This window comes from Arthrobacter sp. CAN_A1, assembly GCF_015751665.1.
Lineage (GTDB): Bacteria > Actinomycetota > Actinomycetes > Actinomycetales > Micrococcaceae > Arthrobacter_D.
In genome coordinates this window covers 26,881-43,276 of sequence record NZ_JADOUR010000002.1, presented here as the reverse complement: position 1 = coordinate 43,276, position 16,396 = coordinate 26,881, and the positions used below count along the sequence as shown (strand labels likewise).

Annotated in this window: 17 protein-coding genes; 6 read left to right on the top strand and 11 right to left on the bottom strand. The window is 64.9% G+C overall.

Annotated elements, in window-relative coordinates; all coding sequences use genetic code 11:
- Nucleotides 1-87 precede the first annotated feature (87 nt).
- Entirely contained in the window at nt 88-1,428 is a 1,341-nt protein-coding gene (locus tag IWX62_RS02990) for an isochorismate synthase (protein WP_333483178.1), read from the bottom strand.
- Nucleotides 1,429-1,545: 117 nt separating this feature from the next.
- Here IWX62_RS02990 and IWX62_RS02985 point away from each other — a divergent pair, with 117 nt between their 5' ends.
- The 3 genes from IWX62_RS02985 to IWX62_RS02975 are packed head-to-tail and all read left to right on the top strand — an operon-like array spanning nt 1,546 to nt 4,734.
- Complete coding sequence (locus IWX62_RS02985) at nt 1,546-2,304, top strand: demethylmenaquinone methyltransferase (protein ID WP_196839906.1); 759 nt, start codon at nt 1,546-1,548, stop codon at nt 2,302-2,304.
- Nucleotides 2,305-3,621: a geranylgeranyl reductase family protein gene (locus IWX62_RS02980; RefSeq protein WP_196839905.1), complete on the top strand. Its 1,317-nt coding sequence runs from the start codon at nt 2,305-2,307 to the stop codon at nt 3,619-3,621.
- A gap of 9 nt (nt 3,622-3,630) precedes the next feature.
- Nucleotides 3,631-4,734, top strand: a complete 1,104-nt coding sequence (locus tag IWX62_RS02975) for a polyprenyl synthetase family protein (RefSeq protein ID WP_196839904.1) — start codon at nt 3,631-3,633, stop codon at nt 4,732-4,734.
- An 80-nt stretch (nt 4,735-4,814) separates the two neighbouring features.
- Here IWX62_RS02975 and IWX62_RS02970 read toward each other — a convergent pair whose 3' ends face one another.
- From IWX62_RS02970 to IWX62_RS02955, 4 genes are all read right to left on the bottom strand, one after another.
- Nucleotides 4,815-5,210 (bottom strand): HIT family protein, encoded by a 396-nt coding sequence (locus IWX62_RS02970; RefSeq protein WP_333483177.1) that lies wholly within the window; start codon nt 5,208-5,210, stop codon nt 4,815-4,817.
- Nucleotides 5,211-5,281: 71 nt separating this feature from the next.
- A complete protein-coding gene (locus IWX62_RS02965) occupies nt 5,282-5,710 on the bottom strand; it encodes a hypothetical protein (RefSeq protein ID WP_196839902.1) in 429 nt (142 codons plus the stop codon).
- 60 nt (nt 5,711-5,770) lie between these two features.
- A complete protein-coding gene (locus IWX62_RS02960) occupies nt 5,771-6,412 on the bottom strand; it encodes a trimeric intracellular cation channel family protein (protein ID WP_196839901.1) in 642 nt (213 codons plus the stop codon).
- Between the two features lie 106 nt (nt 6,413-6,518).
- A complete protein-coding gene (locus IWX62_RS02955; RefSeq protein ID WP_196839900.1) occupies nt 6,519-7,151 on the bottom strand; it encodes a putative glycolipid-binding domain-containing protein in 633 nt (210 codons plus the stop codon).
- A gap of 118 nt (nt 7,152-7,269) precedes the next feature.
- Between IWX62_RS02955 and IWX62_RS02950 the strand changes: the two genes are divergently transcribed.
- Complete coding sequence (locus tag IWX62_RS02950; protein ID WP_333483176.1) at nt 7,270-8,169, top strand: alpha/beta hydrolase; 900 nt, start codon at nt 7,270-7,272, stop codon at nt 8,167-8,169.
- Nucleotides 8,170-8,630: 461 nt separating this feature from the next.
- Here the strand turns inward: IWX62_RS02950 and IWX62_RS02945 are convergent, their stop codons facing one another.
- A complete protein-coding gene (locus IWX62_RS02945) occupies nt 8,631-9,344 on the bottom strand; it encodes a GAF and ANTAR domain-containing protein (RefSeq protein ID WP_196839898.1) in 714 nt (237 codons plus the stop codon).
- 9 nt (nt 9,345-9,353) lie between these two features.
- Nucleotides 9,354-9,947, bottom strand: coding sequence for a GAF and ANTAR domain-containing protein (locus IWX62_RS02940; protein WP_333483175.1), 594 nt, complete (start codon nt 9,945-9,947; stop codon nt 9,354-9,356).
- Nucleotides 9,948-10,464: 517 nt separating this feature from the next.
- Between IWX62_RS02940 and IWX62_RS02935 the strand changes: the two genes are divergently transcribed.
- On the top strand, nt 10,465-10,824 hold the full coding sequence (locus IWX62_RS02935) for a TraR/DksA family transcriptional regulator (RefSeq protein WP_196839896.1): 360 nt from the start codon (nt 10,465-10,467) through the stop codon (nt 10,822-10,824).
- Between the two features lie 20 nt (nt 10,825-10,844).
- Here the strand turns inward: IWX62_RS02935 and IWX62_RS02930 are convergent, their stop codons facing one another.
- From IWX62_RS02930 to IWX62_RS02915, 4 genes are all read right to left on the bottom strand, one after another.
- Nucleotides 10,845-11,534: a 4'-phosphopantetheinyl transferase family protein gene (locus IWX62_RS02930; protein ID WP_196839895.1), complete on the bottom strand. Its 690-nt coding sequence runs from the start codon at nt 11,532-11,534 to the stop codon at nt 10,845-10,847.
- Between the two features lie 5 nt (nt 11,535-11,539).
- Nucleotides 11,540-12,220, bottom strand: a complete 681-nt coding sequence (locus IWX62_RS02925; protein ID WP_196839894.1) for a class F sortase — start codon at nt 12,218-12,220, stop codon at nt 11,540-11,542.
- Complete coding sequence (locus IWX62_RS02920) at nt 12,193-13,191, bottom strand: hypothetical protein (protein WP_333483174.1); 999 nt, start codon at nt 13,189-13,191, stop codon at nt 12,193-12,195. The genes IWX62_RS02925 and IWX62_RS02920 overlap by 28 nt, the downstream gene beginning before the upstream one ends.
- Before the next feature lie 161 nt (nt 13,192-13,352).
- Nucleotides 13,353-14,783 carry a PucR family transcriptional regulator gene (locus IWX62_RS02915; protein ID WP_196839892.1) on the bottom strand — a complete coding sequence of 477 codons (1,431 nt, stop codon included), beginning with the start codon at nt 14,781-14,783 and terminating at the stop codon, nt 13,353-13,355.
- 162 nt (nt 14,784-14,945) lie between these two features.
- Between IWX62_RS02915 and IWX62_RS02910 the strand changes: the two genes are divergently transcribed.
- Entirely contained in the window at nt 14,946-16,385 is a 1,440-nt protein-coding gene (locus IWX62_RS02910) for a gamma-aminobutyraldehyde dehydrogenase (protein ID WP_196839891.1), read from the top strand.
- Nucleotides 16,386-16,396: the final 11 nt, after the last annotated feature.

Below are 16,396 nucleotides of genomic sequence, written 5' to 3'. Positions count from 1 at the left end.
TTTCAAATTCTAGCTGCATAGAGATGTGCATCACAGGCTACAGGCATTGCGTATTGGTAACCAACAGGGTCTGCTTGGCCGGAGTAGCTACCGCCGAATGCCCAGCGCCTCGATCATGGGCCTGAACTTGCTCCAGGATTCCGCAAGCTCCGCCTTCGCATTCGAGGCGGCGACGATCCCGCACCCCGCGTACATCCGCACCCGGGTGGGGCTTTCGATCACCGCACCGCGCAGCGCGATGCCCCACTCACCGTTGCCGCGGGCGTCCATCCAGCCCACCGGCCCGGCATAGGGTCCGCGCTCCAGATGCTCGAGTTCCCGGATCAGGGCGCCCGCCACAGTAGTCGGTGTCCCGCAGACCGCCGCCGTCGGATGGAGGGCGCCAACCAGGGCCAACGACGTCGGCACGCCGCCGTCGTCGCACTGGACCAGTTGCGCCGTCACGTCGGAGGCCAGATGCCACACGTTGGGGAGTTCCAGGACAAAGGGTTCGCTGTGCGAGGTCATGGAGCTGGTGAACGGTTCGAGCTGTTGGGTCAGCGAGTCGATGGCGATCTGATGTTCATGCAACTGCTTCTCGGAGCCGGCGAGTACCCGCTTTGCATAGTCGGGGTCATCGGCCGGTGCGTTGGCCCGGTCCAGTGTTCCGGCCAGCACCCTGGCCTGCGCCGTCGCGTTCTCGACCTTGATCAGCATCTCCGGGGTCGAACCGATCAGCCCGTCCACCGAGTAGGTCCAACAGTCCGAGTACCTCACCGCCAGCTCGCGCAACACCTGCGCTGTCGCCACCGGGGACCCGAGTTCGGCCACCACATCACGGGCCAGCACCAGCTTGCTCAGCTCGCCCGTCCTGATGTGCTCGATTCCCTGCTCTACCGCGGTCATCCACTGCTCCTCCGAGAGGATGCCCGGAGCGAGGTGGTCCGCTGGATTCGGTTCGCGTTCGACGGCGGTCTCGTCAAGGTATTCGGCCAAGGCTGCCTCCGCTGCGTCGGCAGTCACTTCGGCATCGTCGTCGGCGGTGATGTAGGTCAACCAGCTGTGGCCGTCGCGGCAGCCCACCACCACGCGCGGCACGATCAGCCGGGACAGGTGCTGGGACGTCTTGGAGAAGGCAAAGGAGCCGAAGGCCACCAGTCCGGAGCCGGGAACCTCCAGCGGATTGAGGATGTCGGCCTCCAGGAGCTGGGTGCGCCACCACTCCTGGGCGTCAACGAACCGGTGGGGTCCCGTGGTGGTGAACCGGGCGCTCTCTCCAAAGGCAACCAGGCCATCTCCGCGCCGGACCCAGGTATGAATGTCATTCCGTGCCACGTAGTCGAGGAGCCCGGTGGTGTCGTCGAGCTGTCCCCGCTCAATGGTGATGCTGCGGAGACCGCGCGCTGGCGTCAGCGGCGGCGCGACCGCGATGGTGGACGGAGTGCTCATGATTTCCAAGCCTACTCTTGCCCGGGAGTGGGTCGGTCGGGTGGCCAGCCGGCGCCGCGGAGAGCGCGCCGCGCCCGCGCGATTAAGGACCAGTGAATTGTTTGAGACAATACAAGGGTGAACCGTGCATCACTGGAAAAGCGTCCCGAAGAAGTAGCAGCCATGTTTGACGACGTGGCGCCCAAATACGACGTCGTCAACGACGTCCTGTCCCTGGGCCAGACTCACCGCTGGCGGCGCATCGTGGTGGATGCAGTCGGTGCGGTGAAAGGCCAGAAGGTCCTCGACCTGGCCGCCGGAACCGGCACCTCCAGCGAACCCTACGCGGACAATGGCGTGTATGTGGTGGCCTGCGACTTCTCCCTCGGCATGCTGCGCGTCGGTAAGCGCCGCCGCCCGGACATCGATTTCATTGCGGGAGACGCCACCGACCTTCCGTTCGCCGACAACTCCTTCGACGCGTCGACCATCTCCTTCGGCCTGCGCAATGTGCACCGTCCGCAGCAAGCTCTCGCCGAGATGCTGCGGGTCACCAAGCCCGGCGGCAAACTGGTGATCGCTGAGTTCTCCCAGCCGACCGTTCCGCTGTGGCGCACCATGTACACCGAATATCTGATGCGCGCTCTCCCGGCTATCGCCACGAAGGTCAGCTCCAACCCGACCGCGTACGTCTATCTGGCCGAGTCCATCAGGGCCTGGCCGGATCAAGACTCACTCGCCGCCTGGCTCACGGCTGCCGGGTGGGAAAACGTTGCCTACCGGAACCTCAACGGCGGCATTGTGGCAGTACACCGTGCCACGAAGCCCCTGGACCAGACCGATGCTGCGCCGGTTCAGGATGGTCCGCGGCGCCGCAGCACGCGGGCAGCCAACTAGATGTCGGTACTGATCGTCGGGGCCGGCCCCGCCGGATCCACTGCTGCCTACTACCTGGCGCGCGCCGGGGTGGACGTCACTGTCGTCGAGAAGTCGATCTTCCCGCGGGAGAAAGTCTGCGGCGACGGGTTTACGCCGAGGGCAGTCCGCGAAATTCAGCTCCTCGGTTTGCCCCACGAAGAATCGGCGGGATGGCGACGCAATGTTGGTCTACGTCTCAAAGCCGGCGGCCGCACCGTTGAGGTGCCCTGGCCGGACCTGACCGATTTCCCAGACTACGGCCTGGTCCGCACCCGCCTCGGGTTTGACCAGGAGCTCGCCGAGCACGCGCGGGCGGCGGGCGCCGTGATTCTCGAGGGGCATTCGGTGAGCTCGGCGATCCGGAACGACGCCGGCCGGGTGACCGGCGTCGTCGTGAATATCCTTGACCCAGCGGGGCGCAAGACGGGTCAGACCCGGCAGTTTCATGCCGACACCATCCTTGCCGCCGACGGCAACTCAACCCGCACGGCCGTCAGCCTCGGCCTGGCCAAGCGCGATGACCGTCCGCTCGGCGTTGCGGTGCGCACCTACTTCACCAGCCCCCGCCACGAGGACCCATGGATGGAAGGGTGGCTGGAACTGCCCGACGCAACCGGCAGGCCGCTGCCCGGTTACGGCTGGGTCTTCGGCGTCGGGGACGGCACCTCCAACGTGGGCCTGGGCATCCTGAATTCGTCGGCTGAGTTCGGCAAGCTCGACTACAAGCAGGTCCTGCGCGACTGGACCGCCGGGATGCCCGCCGAATGGGGCTTCGTCCCGGAACAGCAGGTTGGGGAGATCCGCGGCGCCGCCCTTCCTATGGGCTTCAACCGGACCCCGCATTACAGCCCGGGAATGCTGCTGCTCGGCGACGCCGGCGGTATGGTGTCGCCGTTCAACGGGGAAGGCATTTCCTACGCCATGGAGTCGGCGCGGTATGCAGCCGAGTTCATTGTCAGCGCCGAAAAGGTGAGCTCACCCCTGGGCCGCGATCAGGTACTGGCTGGCTACGCGCCGCACCTGCGGGGCCTCTGGGGCAGTCACTTCACCCTCGGAACCATCTTCGCCCAGTTGATCGGGAAGCCAGCGATCCTGCGGCTGGCGCTCAGGACCGGCATGCCCATCCCCGTGCTGATGCGCTTCGTGGTGCGGATGCTGGCCAACCTGACCGATACCGGCGGCAAGGGCTTCGAGGATCGCGTCATTCACCTGCTGGAGCAGCTGGTACCACCCGTCAGCAATCAATCCCACCCACGCACACGGACTCATGCCAGCTCCGCGCGCTCTACTAGTTAGTCTGAGACAGTGACAGAATCTGCTAACCCCGGCTGGACCAGCGCTGGACACCCGCGCTCCGACGGCGTCGAGGTCGACACTGCCACCGGCGCCATCGCTACCGGCCTGCGACTGCCGCCCGGGTTCGCCCTGATCGCCGAGGATCCTGAGCTGGGCCCGGCAGTTTCCACCTGCCTGGCGAAGGTGGAGAAGCAGCTGCGGGAAGCCATCGCCAGCTCCGATCCCCTCGCCGACGCAACCAGCCGTCATCTGGTGGAAGCCGGCGGAAAACGGATCCGGCCACTGCTGACCATTCTTGCCTCACACCTCGGCGATTCCAGCCGCCCCGAGGTGGTGCAGGCCGCCGTCGTCGTCGAACTGACCCACCTTGCCACGCTCTACCACGACGACGTCATGGACTCCGCGCCGTACCGCCGCGGTGCGCCAACGGCACACGAGGTGTGGGGCAACTCGGTCGCCATCCTGACCGGAGACCTCATTTTCGCCCGTGCGTCGATTCTGGTGTCGGAACTGGGCGGCCGGGCCCTCGGCATCCAGGCGCGGACCTTTGAACGGCTCTGCCTGGGCCAGCTGCATGAGACAGTCGGCCCCCGCGAGGACGAAGATCCTGTAGAGCACTACCTGTCAGTCATCGCCGATAAAACGGGCTCACTGGTTGCCGCGTCGGGTCAACTCGGTGCGCTGTTCGGGCAGGCCTCGCAGTCGGCGATCGACGTGATGCTCTCCTACGGCGAGAAGGTGGGAGTTGCCTTCCAGCTGGCCGACGACGTCATCGACGTCACCGGCGTGAAGGTCACCTCCGGCAAGTCGCCCGGCACCGATCTCCGCGAAGGCGTGCCGACCCTGCCGATTCTCCTGATCCGGCAGGCGGCTGCCGCCGGTGATGCGTCCGCCGTCGCGGTGCTCGACCTGGTCGATGGTGACCTGACCTCGGAGGAGGCACTGGCTGACGCGGTTGCCGCCGTCAGCGCGCACCCGGCGACGCAGGACGCCTGGGCCGTGGCGCAGCAGTGGGCCGACGACGCCGTCGCCGCCCTCGAGCCGCTCCCGGAAAGCACCGTCAAGCAGGCACTCACGGCTTTCGCCCAGGCCGTGGTGACCAGGGACGTCTAGGCCGCACCGAGCCTCCGCGTTCGCGGTCCCACCTGAAGCAGTATTCGACCTGGGGGAACCTGTACGCGACCCCGGCGGGCTTACAGGACGGCGCGCAGCTCCGCTGCCTTCCGTGCCCGGTCCTTCGGGTCGACGATGGGCCGCTTCGGGGTGAAGTAAAAGCCGTCGTCGTGCCAGCGGGGGAGGACATGCTGGTGGTAGTGCCAGACGTGCTGGCTGCCGGCTGGTTCGTTGTGCTGGCGGGTCGAGATGCCATCCGGAGACCAGGCCCGTTTGATGGCTACCGCCATGTCGCGGGTGACGGTCATGATGCGGCCGGCGACGTCGTCGGGCAATTCGTACAGGAGCTCGTAGTGGGCCCGCGGGGTCACCAGCACATGGCCGGGGTGCGGGTCGAAGCCATGGGACGCGATGAACGCCAGCACCAGGTCGTCGGCATACACCACATCGCCGGGACGGCAGAGATTGCTGGGCACCCGGAACTCTCCGGAGGCGAGATCACAGAAGGGACACTGGTACCCGTCCGGGGCATGCCCCACCCAGCCGGTCAATCCTCGTCCGTGTCTTCTTCGAACACCCACTCGAACATGTCGAGGACATATTCGCTGAACGTGCCCTCTTCGCTTTTCCAGGTGCCCCGGGCATTGTTGCGACGCCAGATGATGGGATCCGGGACGTCCAGCTGGTCCACGCGGATCCCCCAGGTGTACTTTTCCTCCTCGTCTTCGAGGAACAAAAGGTGCCCGTCTTCGATGGTCAGCTCGTCGGGGTCCCAGAAGAAGTGGTAGGCCTCCATGATGTCCTCGACGGCGCCGACAGCAAGGTAGAAGTCGCGGAGGGCGAGTGGCAGGTCAAAGTCCTGACCGTCCATCAGGTCCTGGAGTTCTTCTTTTGACAGGCCATCCTCAGCCGACCACTGGTCATCATAGTACGCCGGAACCAGGGCACGGAATTTGTCCAGGAATAGCTCAGTCAATTGGAACTCCAGGGGTGGGGTGGGGGGATACATCCATCCTAGCCCCCGCAGCGGGTGGGTCTACGCCGTCCCGGTGCGCTTCCAGCCCAGGACCGCCAGGGGTGCGCGCCAGCTGAAACGCCACGCGAGGACCCGCAGGAGGAACACCAGGGCAGCGACGACGGCGCCGGTCACCACGTTGAACCACCCGGTAGTCACCAGCAGGGTGGTCAACCCGGCGCCTAGCATCGCGGGAAGCGCGTATATGTCCCGGGGGTCGAACAGTTGAGGCACCTCATTGGCCACCACATCGCGCAGCAGACCGCCACCGACGGCGGTGGTCACCCCCAGCAGAATGCCCGCCACCGGGTGAAGACCGAATTCCAGAGCCTTCACGGTTCCGGTGATGCAGAACAGGCCCAGCCCCGCGGCGTCGAAAATGACGAGCAGGTTGCTCACCCGCTCCACTCCGGAGAACAGGAAGTACACCAGCAGGGTGGCCAGGACCGGAGGAATCAGGTAGGCGGGGTTGGAGAACGCGGCGGGAACGGTGTCGATGATCAGGTCCCGGGCCACACCGCCGCCCAACCCAGCCAGCGAGGCGAGCAGCAGCGACCCAACCAGGTCGAATCCCTTGCGGGCCGCCAGTAAGGATCCAGAGACGGCGAAGAAGAAAACCCCGAGCAGATCGATCAGCAGGGCAATGTCCTCCGCATTGGTCATGGGGTCCGTCCGGGTTGCAGGGGTCTGTGTTCTGCGCGGGAGTCATTCGCGGCCAGCACGAGTTTACCCAGTGCAGGCTGCCCGCGGAGGGACGTTCCGGTGAACCCTAATGAATCCGGCGTGCAAGCCCGGGATAATCCACCACCACGCCGTCGTCGTCAACGGTCAGTTCGGCGGTGAACCCGCCGTTGCCAGAGCTGTACAGCACCATTGCCGGTGCGTCCTCCCTGGCAGCACGTACCTGGCTGTAGACCTGCTTGCTGGGGATCACCCGCAGGCTGGGCACCTCGACCCAAGCCATGGTCAGAGCTGTTTCGTCGACCGGCGCACCGTCGCCTGAGACCAGGTTGAGCCGAAGAATCGGCATGGTGTTGGTTACTGGACACAGCCCGAGATCGCAGTCAAGGGCGCCCGCCATCCCCTCGGGGTCAGCGATCCCTGGCTCGGGCAGGTCGGTGTCCCCAGGGCTGAGTGTCTCGCTGGACCAGACCCCGTCGGCCGATCGCGTGAGCTCAAGGTGGCGGCTCCAGCCCTGCCCGTGGACCGTCACGGTGAGCCGCTGAGTCACCCAGCCCGTCGTCGTCGCGAGCGCCCAGCTGACCGCGTAGTCGGCTGTCCTTGAGGTGCCGTGGGCGGTGAGCCGGTCGGTCTCAAGGTTGATCGTCGCCGTATCGATCCGGCCGGGGTCATCCTCGCCCTGCCAGCTGTGCTGGAGGCTGGTATGAGTTGCGTTTGCCATCTTCTTACCTTAGGGAGCGGCGCGCACCGGCGCCAGACCTCAGTGGCGAGTCCGTGGCACTGTTAAGCCCATGACCTCGACTCTCCGCCCGGCCGCAGAACAACCTGCCAGTGCTCCCATGCGACTAATCAATGCGGTGCTCCGCCTGACACCGACCAAGCGGCACTACTCCTCTGCCGAGTGGATGCGTGGACAATATCAGCGGCGCAGCTATCCCAGTCCCACGCCGTTGACGCGGTCACTACGGCGGCGGTGCGCTGTCGAGGACCGGGAGGTCGACGGCGTCAGGACGATCACCCTGCGTCCACGGTCCGGTGCGTCGAGGCAGCACATCATCTACACCCACGGTGGAACCTACATCAATGAGCTGGCACGCCCCCACTGGTGGATCATCGCTGCGCTGATCAAGGCGACCGGGGCGACGGTGACGGTACCCCTGTATCGGTTGGCGCCCGAGCACACCTTCCGGGAAGCCTATGACTACCTCACCGCGGTTTACCAGATGGTGCTCAGCACCACTGACGCCGACGACGTCGTCCTCGCCGGTGACTCTGCGGGTGGGGGGTTGGCGGTGGGCCAGGCACTGCATTTTGCAGCACTGAACCTGCCGCGGCCCGGGCGGCTGATCCTCTTTTCGCCGTGGCTGGATATCACCGGCACCAACCCGGACATTCCCCGGTATGATCGGGTGGATCCGATGCTGGCCACCCCCGGCGCGGTGGAGGCAGGTAGCTGGTGGGCCGGGGGAGAGGACCCCCGGGAGCAGTTGCTGAGCCCGGTTTTCGCTGCTCCGGCGGCCCTGGCCGGCCTTCCGCCGATCTCTCTTTATCAGGGGAGCTGGGACGTTTGCATGGCGGATGCCGTAGCCCTCGACCGGCTGATGAGCGACGGCGGCGACCTCGCCTTCCGCCGGTATCCAGGTGGTTTCCACGTTTTCGTGGGACTCCCATGGCTGCCCGAATCGCGTGATGTGTTCAAAGATATTCGTATGACCTTCGGTGGGGTACCAGCCCGGTGAGCTAGATAGGGTCCGGCCATAGACGAGGCCCCTAGTGGCGACTATACTGGAGGCACTGCCCCAGACCCCGGCACCGTGTTGAGTTTGAGAATCCGCGGAACTACCCGGGCAAGGTGATCCTAGTTTGATCTTGAGATATCGGGGATCACGCCATCCAAATTTGCGGTTTCGATTCATCCGGTTCCAGCTCATAAGCTAGGGCATTACAGCTAATCCTCAAGATCGTCGGTATTCGGGGAGGTATATGAGTAATGAGTTCTGAGACAGTCAAACGACACTTAGAAGGAGATCATATGGCAGCTAAACCGCAGTCAATAAGTCGATTAGGTACATCGACTCGCTGACTGCAACCTGACAACTTGCGTTGTCAGCCGACCCGGTATTCCCCCCAGCCACCGGGTCGGCTGACAGCGAACTTCAGTTTAAAAAGGGCATAATGGGCAAGCAACACGCTTGTCCAGCTAGAGAGTAAGCGACCGATCAACAATCCTCGACGCCGTGTCATGAAGGGTGAGGTGGTTCCGCCTGGCATGGTTGCGTATCCGGGTAAACGACTCGTGCATATCAACGTTGCTCAGCTGGGCGACCACCCCCTTGGCCTGTTCAATCAGAATGCGGCTGGTCAGCGCACGCTGGAGTTGATCGTTGATCACTCCTGCCTCGCGGATCGCTCGCTCCTGCAGAATGCTGATTGTCGCTACATCGGCCAATGCCTGCCCAATGGCCGCGTCCTCGCTGGTCAGTGCGCCGGGAACCACACCGAAGAGGTTGAGCGCACCGATAGTCCTGCCCCGAATGCGCAAGGGAATGGCGTGTACCGACCGGAAGCCTTGAGACAGGGCCGCCTGTTTGAAATCGGGCCATTTGTCGCCTAGCTCGGAGATGTCGTCAACAGTGACAACTTCCCCTGTCTGGAAGCATTCCACGCACGGGCCAGCGCCGGCTTCCCGCTGCAGCACTTCCACCAACTGGCTCTCCTCGCTGGTGGAAGCCAGCACCTGGAGTTCACCGAACTGGTCCGCCAGCAAAAGCCCTGCGGCAGTGGCATCAAGGATGCTAACTGATTCCTCAACCAGCGTATGCAGGAGATCAAGCACGCCGTAGTCGTCGACCAACGTGTCAGCGATCTTTACAAAAGCCGCGCTGACGCGTTCTGCCCGGGTCGATGTCACCATGACTAAAGTTTACTCCGCTATCTGAAGTTTGGGGGTGAAGTCCAGCTGGCGTTCGATGACCGCCAGTGCCACATCCTTGAGTGGAAGGCCTTCCGAAAAGGCATAACCACGCAGGAGAAGCAAAGCGTCGGGGACGTTGATGTTGGTCTGAGCCAGCACCATTCCGGTGGCCTGGTGGATCTCCCGCCGGGACAGCGAGGTGCCGTCAACGCCACCAAAGGCGCTCTGGTGGTCGGGGGCCTGCGACAGGATCTGACGCAGCAGAGTCCAGGAGGTTTTGTTGGTGAGGTCTGATGCCACGGCTTGGCTGACGTTGCTCAATTTGCCCGGACGGGTGCGATAGAGCTCTACAACTCCGATATCAATAGCCCCAAGGACTAAGGGGAAGACAAACAGTGCTTTGACGTCCAGGGCACGCACAGCGTTACCAAACACTGGCCACCGAGTGTGCCAGTCATCAGCCGTGTCCGAGACCATCACTGGAAGGCGGCTTGAGACGGCATCCCAGCGGGGACCTTCACCCAGCTCAAATTGAAGCTCATCAAGATGGCGGGCCAGATCGTCGCTACAACACACGGTTTCCTGGACGGATCCGCCACTCACGGAAATGGCAGCCCCGGTGATGGGAAGCTCTTCGAGGTACGGGGAGCAGAGGTCGGGGCCAGTGCTGCATGTGGTGAAAGGTAACCGCTCAACCATAATTCCCTGACGTTCCTGCCGCGCTCGCCGAATTGCGTCGCGGTCCCTTAGTCGAGCGACAAACCCATACGACGGGACGCCTGCTCCCCTAGGATAGTCGATTCGTGACCCGTCCCGGCGAAATACCGTCAAAGTTCCGGCAGGGTAGCCAGGGGAGCGGGCGAATCGTAGGCGTGCCAGTTTCCAGGACCTGTCCTTAGAATGTTGTCCTAGACCCCGGCTGCGCACCCACAGCCCACCCCGTGGTCACAGCTGTGCTCTGTGCAGGCCTGTGGGCCGTGTTCTTCGCACTCGGTGATTCATGGTTCCAGTTGCTGACAGTGATCAGCTGTCTGAACCGGATGGGTTGGGCCGCCCGATCCCTTTTTGATTACGAGTCACCGACCGCTACCTGTAGCGGCCGCACCCGTAGCATGGCTGGATGGCACCAGAGACTTCCTTTGAACGCTATCGGCCGCTGCTGCACGCTGAGCTGGGCCGAACCGGTGCGAGCCTTGCCGCCCTGGACGCCGACAGCCGGTCCGTGAGCGCAGCCCGGGACAATTCAAACGTCGACGACGAACATGACCCGGAGGGCACCACCATCGCCTCTGAACTCTCTCAGGTGGCGGTCCTGGCCCGGGACGCCCAACGCCGGTCAGACGAGATCCGGGCCGCTTTGGAGCGGCTCGACGGCGGGAGCTTCGGCGTGTGCGCTGTCTGCGGTCAGGCCATCGCCGAGGGACGGCTCGATGCCAGGCCTTGGACACCGTACTGCATCGATCATGTGTCCGGCAGGTGAGTGCTGATCTGGTGGTTCGGTTAACCGAGTACGTCCGCCAGCGCCAGCCGGGCCGGGTGCTGGTCGGCCGGGGCGGCGATCGCCGCGGCGTACCCGGCAAGACCGGTGCGCCCGGCCAGCCAGGTCAGCTCCAGGCCCTGCGCCTCTGGCAGACCTGCGCAGGACTTCCCCGACATGGTGAGCCGGTGCGGTTCGACGCTGAGACCATGACCAGTTGCTTTGAGCACCGCCTCCTTGGCGACCCACCTTCGGAGCCGGGTGTCGACGTCGTCGGGCAGGAGCTGATCCCGCTCCGGCTCCGAGAGGGCATACGCATCGAACCCGTCGAAGACAGCCTCAGGAATTCGCTCAAGATCGGCGCCAATCGGGCGCCCGGCCTGGGCTGAGGCAACGAGGATTGCCCCCGCGGAACGGGAAAGGCTGAGCTCTACTCCGTCGATCGCCGGTTTGCCGTGCAGATCCGAGCCGCAGGTCCGGCAGGATCGCGTCACAGTCAGGGCGGCGGCCCTCGACGGGCTGGCGCCGAGCAGGTGCGCCGCCAGGAGGCGGAACATTGCGTGGGCAGCACCGTAGGACAGCCGATCCTGTTCGCGCTGATGACGGCTGGCAGCGGCCCTGACCGATTCCGGCAGGAACTGGTCCGGGCCGCCCAGCGGCCCCAGCGCCAGGCCAACATCCGTCGCGGTCGCCGCAACATAGTGGACAGGCACCACTTCTATGCGCTTCCCGCCGGGCTGGCGGTGATCACCACGTTCTTGCCCCAGATGTCCTCGGTGTAGCAGCTAATCACCACCAGCCGGTTGGGCACGACATCCCAGATCTCGCTGTCCTTCAGGGTGTTCTTGTCGAGGGTGGTCACCGAATCGATGACGTAGTCGAGGACCCCCGTCTCGGTGGTGAGCACAATTGAATCACCCACCGCGGCGTCGGTGCTCAGCCGGTTGAAGGGGGCGTCCCGCCCCTCCCAGCTGTGGCCGGTGATGTAGGTAGTATCTTCCGACGCCTTCCCGGGCGTCCCGAAGGAGGTCAGCCAATAGGCGTCTTCGGTCAGTGGCGGAACGATCGATTGGGACGCAAACTCCTCCTCTGAGGGGGTGAGCGGCAGGATCGACTGGTCAATCCCGGCGGCCTCCACGGTGAGCCACCCGGGCGGAGACGCGGCCGGCTCGGTGGCAGGCGCCGCTGTTGGTGCCGGTGCGGGCAATTCCATGGGCGCCGGCGCAGGCAGGAACGCGGCGGCGTGGACCTGGCGTCCTGACTCGGAAGCCGGGGTTGCCGAGCCGGCAACCGGCACGGCAACCATGATCAGGGCAGCCGACAGCGCCAAGCCCGTCCACCGCGTAGCGGGGCGCTGCCAGCCCACCATCATTAGCCCCGGGCGGATCGCCGCAGCCACACTGCGGCGCCCGAGAGGAGTAGTAGTGCTCCTCCTGCCACGCCCCCGAGGGCAATGGCATCATCCTTTGCTCCGGCAGTGTCACTGCCAGCGGTCTGGATGTTCAGCCCTCGTCCGGCCACGGCTGTGGTTCCGGTGGCCACCGCGCCGGGCGCCGCTGGAGTGTTGGGAACGACGGCTACCACCGGCACCTCGAAGTCCACGCCGGATCCCTGGTCCCCGCCCGTTGCCGCGCACGCAGCGAGGGCGGCGTTCACCAGCACCTGCACCTCTTCGGGGCTGATCCCTCCACCGTCAAGCTTGACGAAGATGGCCTCAACCACTTCGATGGCAGCAAAGTACACTTCCTCGGCGGCGATCAGCGCTTCGTTGTTGATGGCGGCATTCAGGGCGTCCTCGGCTTCGATCAGGGCCGCTTCGGCGGCTGCGAGAGTGGCTGGTGCGGCGTCCCGCTCCGCCTGGCGTGCGGTCAGTGCGGCGGTCGCGTCGGCCTGTGCGGAGAGTGCTGCAGTCAACTCGGTTTCGGCGGCGAGACGGCCCGCGTCGTCGCCCTCCGCCACCGCGGCGAGGGCAATTTCGGCAGCTTCAACCCGGTCATCAGCCAGGATCTTCGCTGTCTGCGCTACGTCCAGCGCCACGTCGGCTGCTTCAAGAGCCATCACTGCCTCGTCGTAGGCGACGTACGCGGCTTCCACCGCTGCGTATTCCTCGGCCGCCGCTGAGTCGGCGGTCAGCCACGCCTCTTCAAGGACCAGGCCGGCGGCCTCGACGGCAGCGATGGCGGCTTTCAAATCGTAGGCGAGGCCGATATCCACCGACGCGGAGTCGAGGGCTGCACCCAGCGCTACCTGGGCGGACACACAGGACGCGGAAGCGGGCGCAGCCAACGCGGGAGAAGCAGCGAGAAACGAAGATCCGGCAATGAGAGCGGCACAGGTGCCAAAAGTCAGCAAGCGATTACGGTGCGTCATGAGACCACGTCTTTTCCTTGAGAAAGGCCCTCAAGTCCCCCTTGAGCGGCATCCGCCGGATGCGCGTCGCTGGGAGCGGTGCTGTCTGGCTGTCGTAATTTGACCATGCCACCTGACGAAAGACCAGCACTTTTTGGACAATTCGCATCACCGCCGTCCGGTTACTGCAGTCCCCTCACATTCAGGGCGAGGAACAAGTGGACGCGGTCGGCAGTGATGCCGGGGTCGTAGCCGCTCAGGTCCTGGATCTGCTGGAGGCGGTACCGTACTGTGTTCCGGTGCAGCTGCAGCGCTTCCGCCACCGCGGCCACCGACCCGTTCAGGGCAAGATAACGCTCCAACGTGACCATCAGTTCGGCGTGGTGGCGCTGGTCGAACGCCGCCACCGGGTCCAGCGCTTCCGCGGCAAGATCGGCGAGCGGGACATCCTCGCTCGCCATCAGCAGGGAGGTCAGGCTCAGCCGGTCCGGGGTGTTGACTGCTTGCCCCCGGGTCAGCGATTCACGCGCCTCGAAGTAGCTCCACCGGAATCCGCTCGCCTGCGCATAGGCGCCGCCGAAGCCCACCTTTGCGGTCAGCCCGGCGCCATGAAGGTAGGCGCCCATCTGTTGGCTCAGGGCAGCGCCGTTGCCCTCCGGCACGGCGATGACCAGCCGCTCATCCACCAGGGCGGTAACCCCGGGCTCGAATCCTGAGGGTGCCGGCAGGGTCCGCAGCGCCCGCCGCTGCCCGGACGCCACCTCGACGATCACCACCACCTGCCGAAGCGCGGTATCGATGCCGGCGCCTCCGAGGCGCGCGACGGCGTCGGGCCCGGCAAGGGTGCCACGCACCACGTCCTGGAAGAGCTGACCCACCACGGCCCGCTCACTCGCCCGCCGCCGGGCCTGGTTGCTCAACTCGACGCTGATCAGACTTTGCGCATACGCCACGATGGGCTCGGGACTGTGCGGTTCGGCGATGGCCAGGGTGCACCGGTCCTTCAGGCCGGTGGCCACCGGGAGGCGGTGCCAGTGCCTGTCCACCGGGTCGGTGCCGGGTCGACCGGCCGCGACCGTCGTGAACAGTTGGGCGCCGTATTGGGATAGCACGACGTCGGTGCCGAGCATGGCGGCGAGCTCGCGGAGCAACTGGGGGAGACCACCCTCGCCGAGGAGGGCCGACGCGAGGATTTGATGGCCCTTGAGGAGACTCTCGAGCCGCGAGTAGTGGTCCGCGGACAGGGAATCGGCGACGATCTTCCCGATCGCGATGAACGGCGTCTCGTAGGGCACCCGGAAAACGGGAAGCCCCAGAGAGTCGGCCTCGTCAACGAGCGCCGCTGGGACCTGTCGATGCCCCAGGCCAGTGCCGAAGCCGATTCCCAGTGCCCCGGATTCGTGGACCCGACGCACAAATGCGCGTTGCGCCGTCATCGTCTTCTGCCGGAGACCGGTGGTCAATACCACCTCTCCGCCGCTGAGGAAGGGGAGTGGATCCTCAAGTTCGGTGACCGCCACCCACTGGATCGGGACGGCGGGAGCGTCAGCCGACCCCACCAGTTGAAGTCCGAGACCAGCGGCCGTGAGCAGGGTGGGCAGAGTGATGGCCATCCCTCAACTATAGAACCGCCGGACTGTGCGGTTGCATCACGGTTGGCGGAGGTTGTTGTGCGGATCGCCCTAGGCCGGGGAATGTGAGGGGGCGTAGGGTCGGCAATGGATTTACGCCGCGGCAGATCCGCAGCGCTCCGTCAGCCCATCATCAGAAAAGGGATGAATACCGTGGTTACCACCCTCCAAAACTTTATCAACGGCGAGTTCGTGACGCCGGCCGGCACCGAGTTGCTGGATGTGGTCAATCCGACCAACGGCGAAGTTGTGGCGAAGGCGCCCGTCTCGCTGGCCTCGGACGTCGACGCCGCCATGACCGCAGCCGCGGCAGCGTTCAAAACGTTCAAGCACGTCACCCCCAGCCAGCGACAGCTGATGTTGTTGAAGCTGGCCGACGCGCTGGAAGGGGCGAGCGACGAACTCGTCGAAGCCCAGCACCGTAATACCGGCCAGGTCCGCGACCTGATCGCCGCCGAGGAGGTGGCAGTAGGTGCAGACCAGCTACGGTTCTTCGCCGGTGCCGCCCGCCTGATGGAGGGAAAGTCAGCCGGTGAGTATGTGGAGGGACACACCTCCTATATTCGCCGCGAACCGATCGGTGTAGTGGCCCAGGTGGCGCCGTGGAATTACCCGCTGCTGATGGCCATCTGGAAGATCGGCCCAGCGCTCGCCGCCGGGAACACTGTGGTCCTGAAGCCCAGTGACACCACCCCCGAATCCACCCTGGTGCTGGCAAAACTGACCCAGGGGATACTCCCGCCCGGCGTCCTGAACGTGGTGCTCGGGACCGGCGAGACCGGTGCGGCAATGGTGGACCACCCGGTGCCCGGGCTGGTATCGATCACCGGATCGGTCCGGGCGGGAATCGCCGTCGCCACCGGTGCTGCCAAGAGCCTCAAGCGAGCCCACCTGGAGCTTGGTGGCAAGGCACCCGCCGTCGTCTTCGCTGACGCCGAGATCAAGAAGACCGCTGCGGCGATCGCCGAATTCTCGTTCTTCAACGCTGGCCAGGACTGCACGGCGATCACGCGTGTGCTGGTGCAGGATTCGGCGCACGACGAACTGGTGGCGGCCCTGGTGGCGCACACCGAAACGCTGAAGACCGGTAACGCTGACGATTCCCAGAACTACTTCGGGCCGTTGAACAACATCAACCACTTCAACGCCGTCAATGCCGTGATGGACGCCCTGCCGGAGCACTGCAAGGTGGAGATCGGCGGCAAACGCTCCGGCGACAAGGGGTACTTCTACGAGGCAACAGTCATCACCGGAGCCCGCCAGGACGACGATATCGTCCAGAAGGAAACGTTTGGCCCCGTCATCACCGTGCAGAAGTTCACCACCGAGGATGAGGCAGTTGAACTGGCCAACGACGTCGAGTACGCGCTCGCGTCAAGCATTTGGACCACCGATCACGGCACCGCCATGCGGGTCTCCCGAGACCTCGACTTTGGCGCTGTCTGGATCAATACCCACATTCTCCTCACCGCCGAGATGCCGCACGGGGGCTTCAAAAGCTCCGGCTACGGCAAGGATCTTTCGATGTACGGCGTTGAGGACTACACCCGGATCAAGCACGTCATGAGCGCGCTGGATGTTTAGAAAGGCAGTTT

Bases quoted from the DNA above. Each gene is read 5' to 3' on its own strand.
- IWX62_RS02960 (WP_196839901.1), bottom strand. From the start codon at position 6,412: ATGACCAATGCGGAGGACATTGCCCTGCTGATCGATCTGCTCGGGGTT.
- IWX62_RS02935 (WP_196839896.1), top strand. From the start codon at position 10,465: ATGGCACCAGAGACTTCCTTTGAACGCTATCGGCCGCTGCTGCACGCT.
- IWX62_RS02920 (WP_333483174.1), bottom strand. From the start codon at position 13,191: ATGACGCACCGTAATCGCTTGCTGACTTTTGGCACCTGTGCCGCTCTC.
- IWX62_RS02910 (WP_196839891.1), top strand. From the start codon at position 14,946: ATGAATACCGTGGTTACCACCCTCCAAAACTTTATCAACGGCGAGTTC.
- IWX62_RS02950 (WP_333483176.1), top strand. From the start codon at position 7,270: ATGCGACTAATCAATGCGGTGCTCCGCCTGACACCGACCAAGCGGCAC.
- IWX62_RS02955 (WP_196839900.1), bottom strand. From the start codon at position 7,151: ATGGCAAACGCAACTCATACCAGCCTCCAGCACAGCTGGCAGGGCGAG.
- IWX62_RS02915 (WP_196839892.1), bottom strand. From the start codon at position 14,783: ATGGCCATCACTCTGCCCACCCTGCTCACGGCCGCTGGTCTCGGACTT.
- IWX62_RS02980 (WP_196839905.1), top strand. From the start codon at position 2,305: ATGTCGGTACTGATCGTCGGGGCCGGCCCCGCCGGATCCACTGCTGCC.
- IWX62_RS02990 (WP_333483178.1), bottom strand. From the start codon at position 1,428: ATGAGCACTCCGTCCACCATCGCGGTCGCGCCGCCGCTGACGCCAGCG.
- IWX62_RS02945 (WP_196839898.1), bottom strand. From the start codon at position 9,344: ATGGTGACATCGACCCGGGCAGAACGCGTCAGCGCGGCTTTTGTAAAG.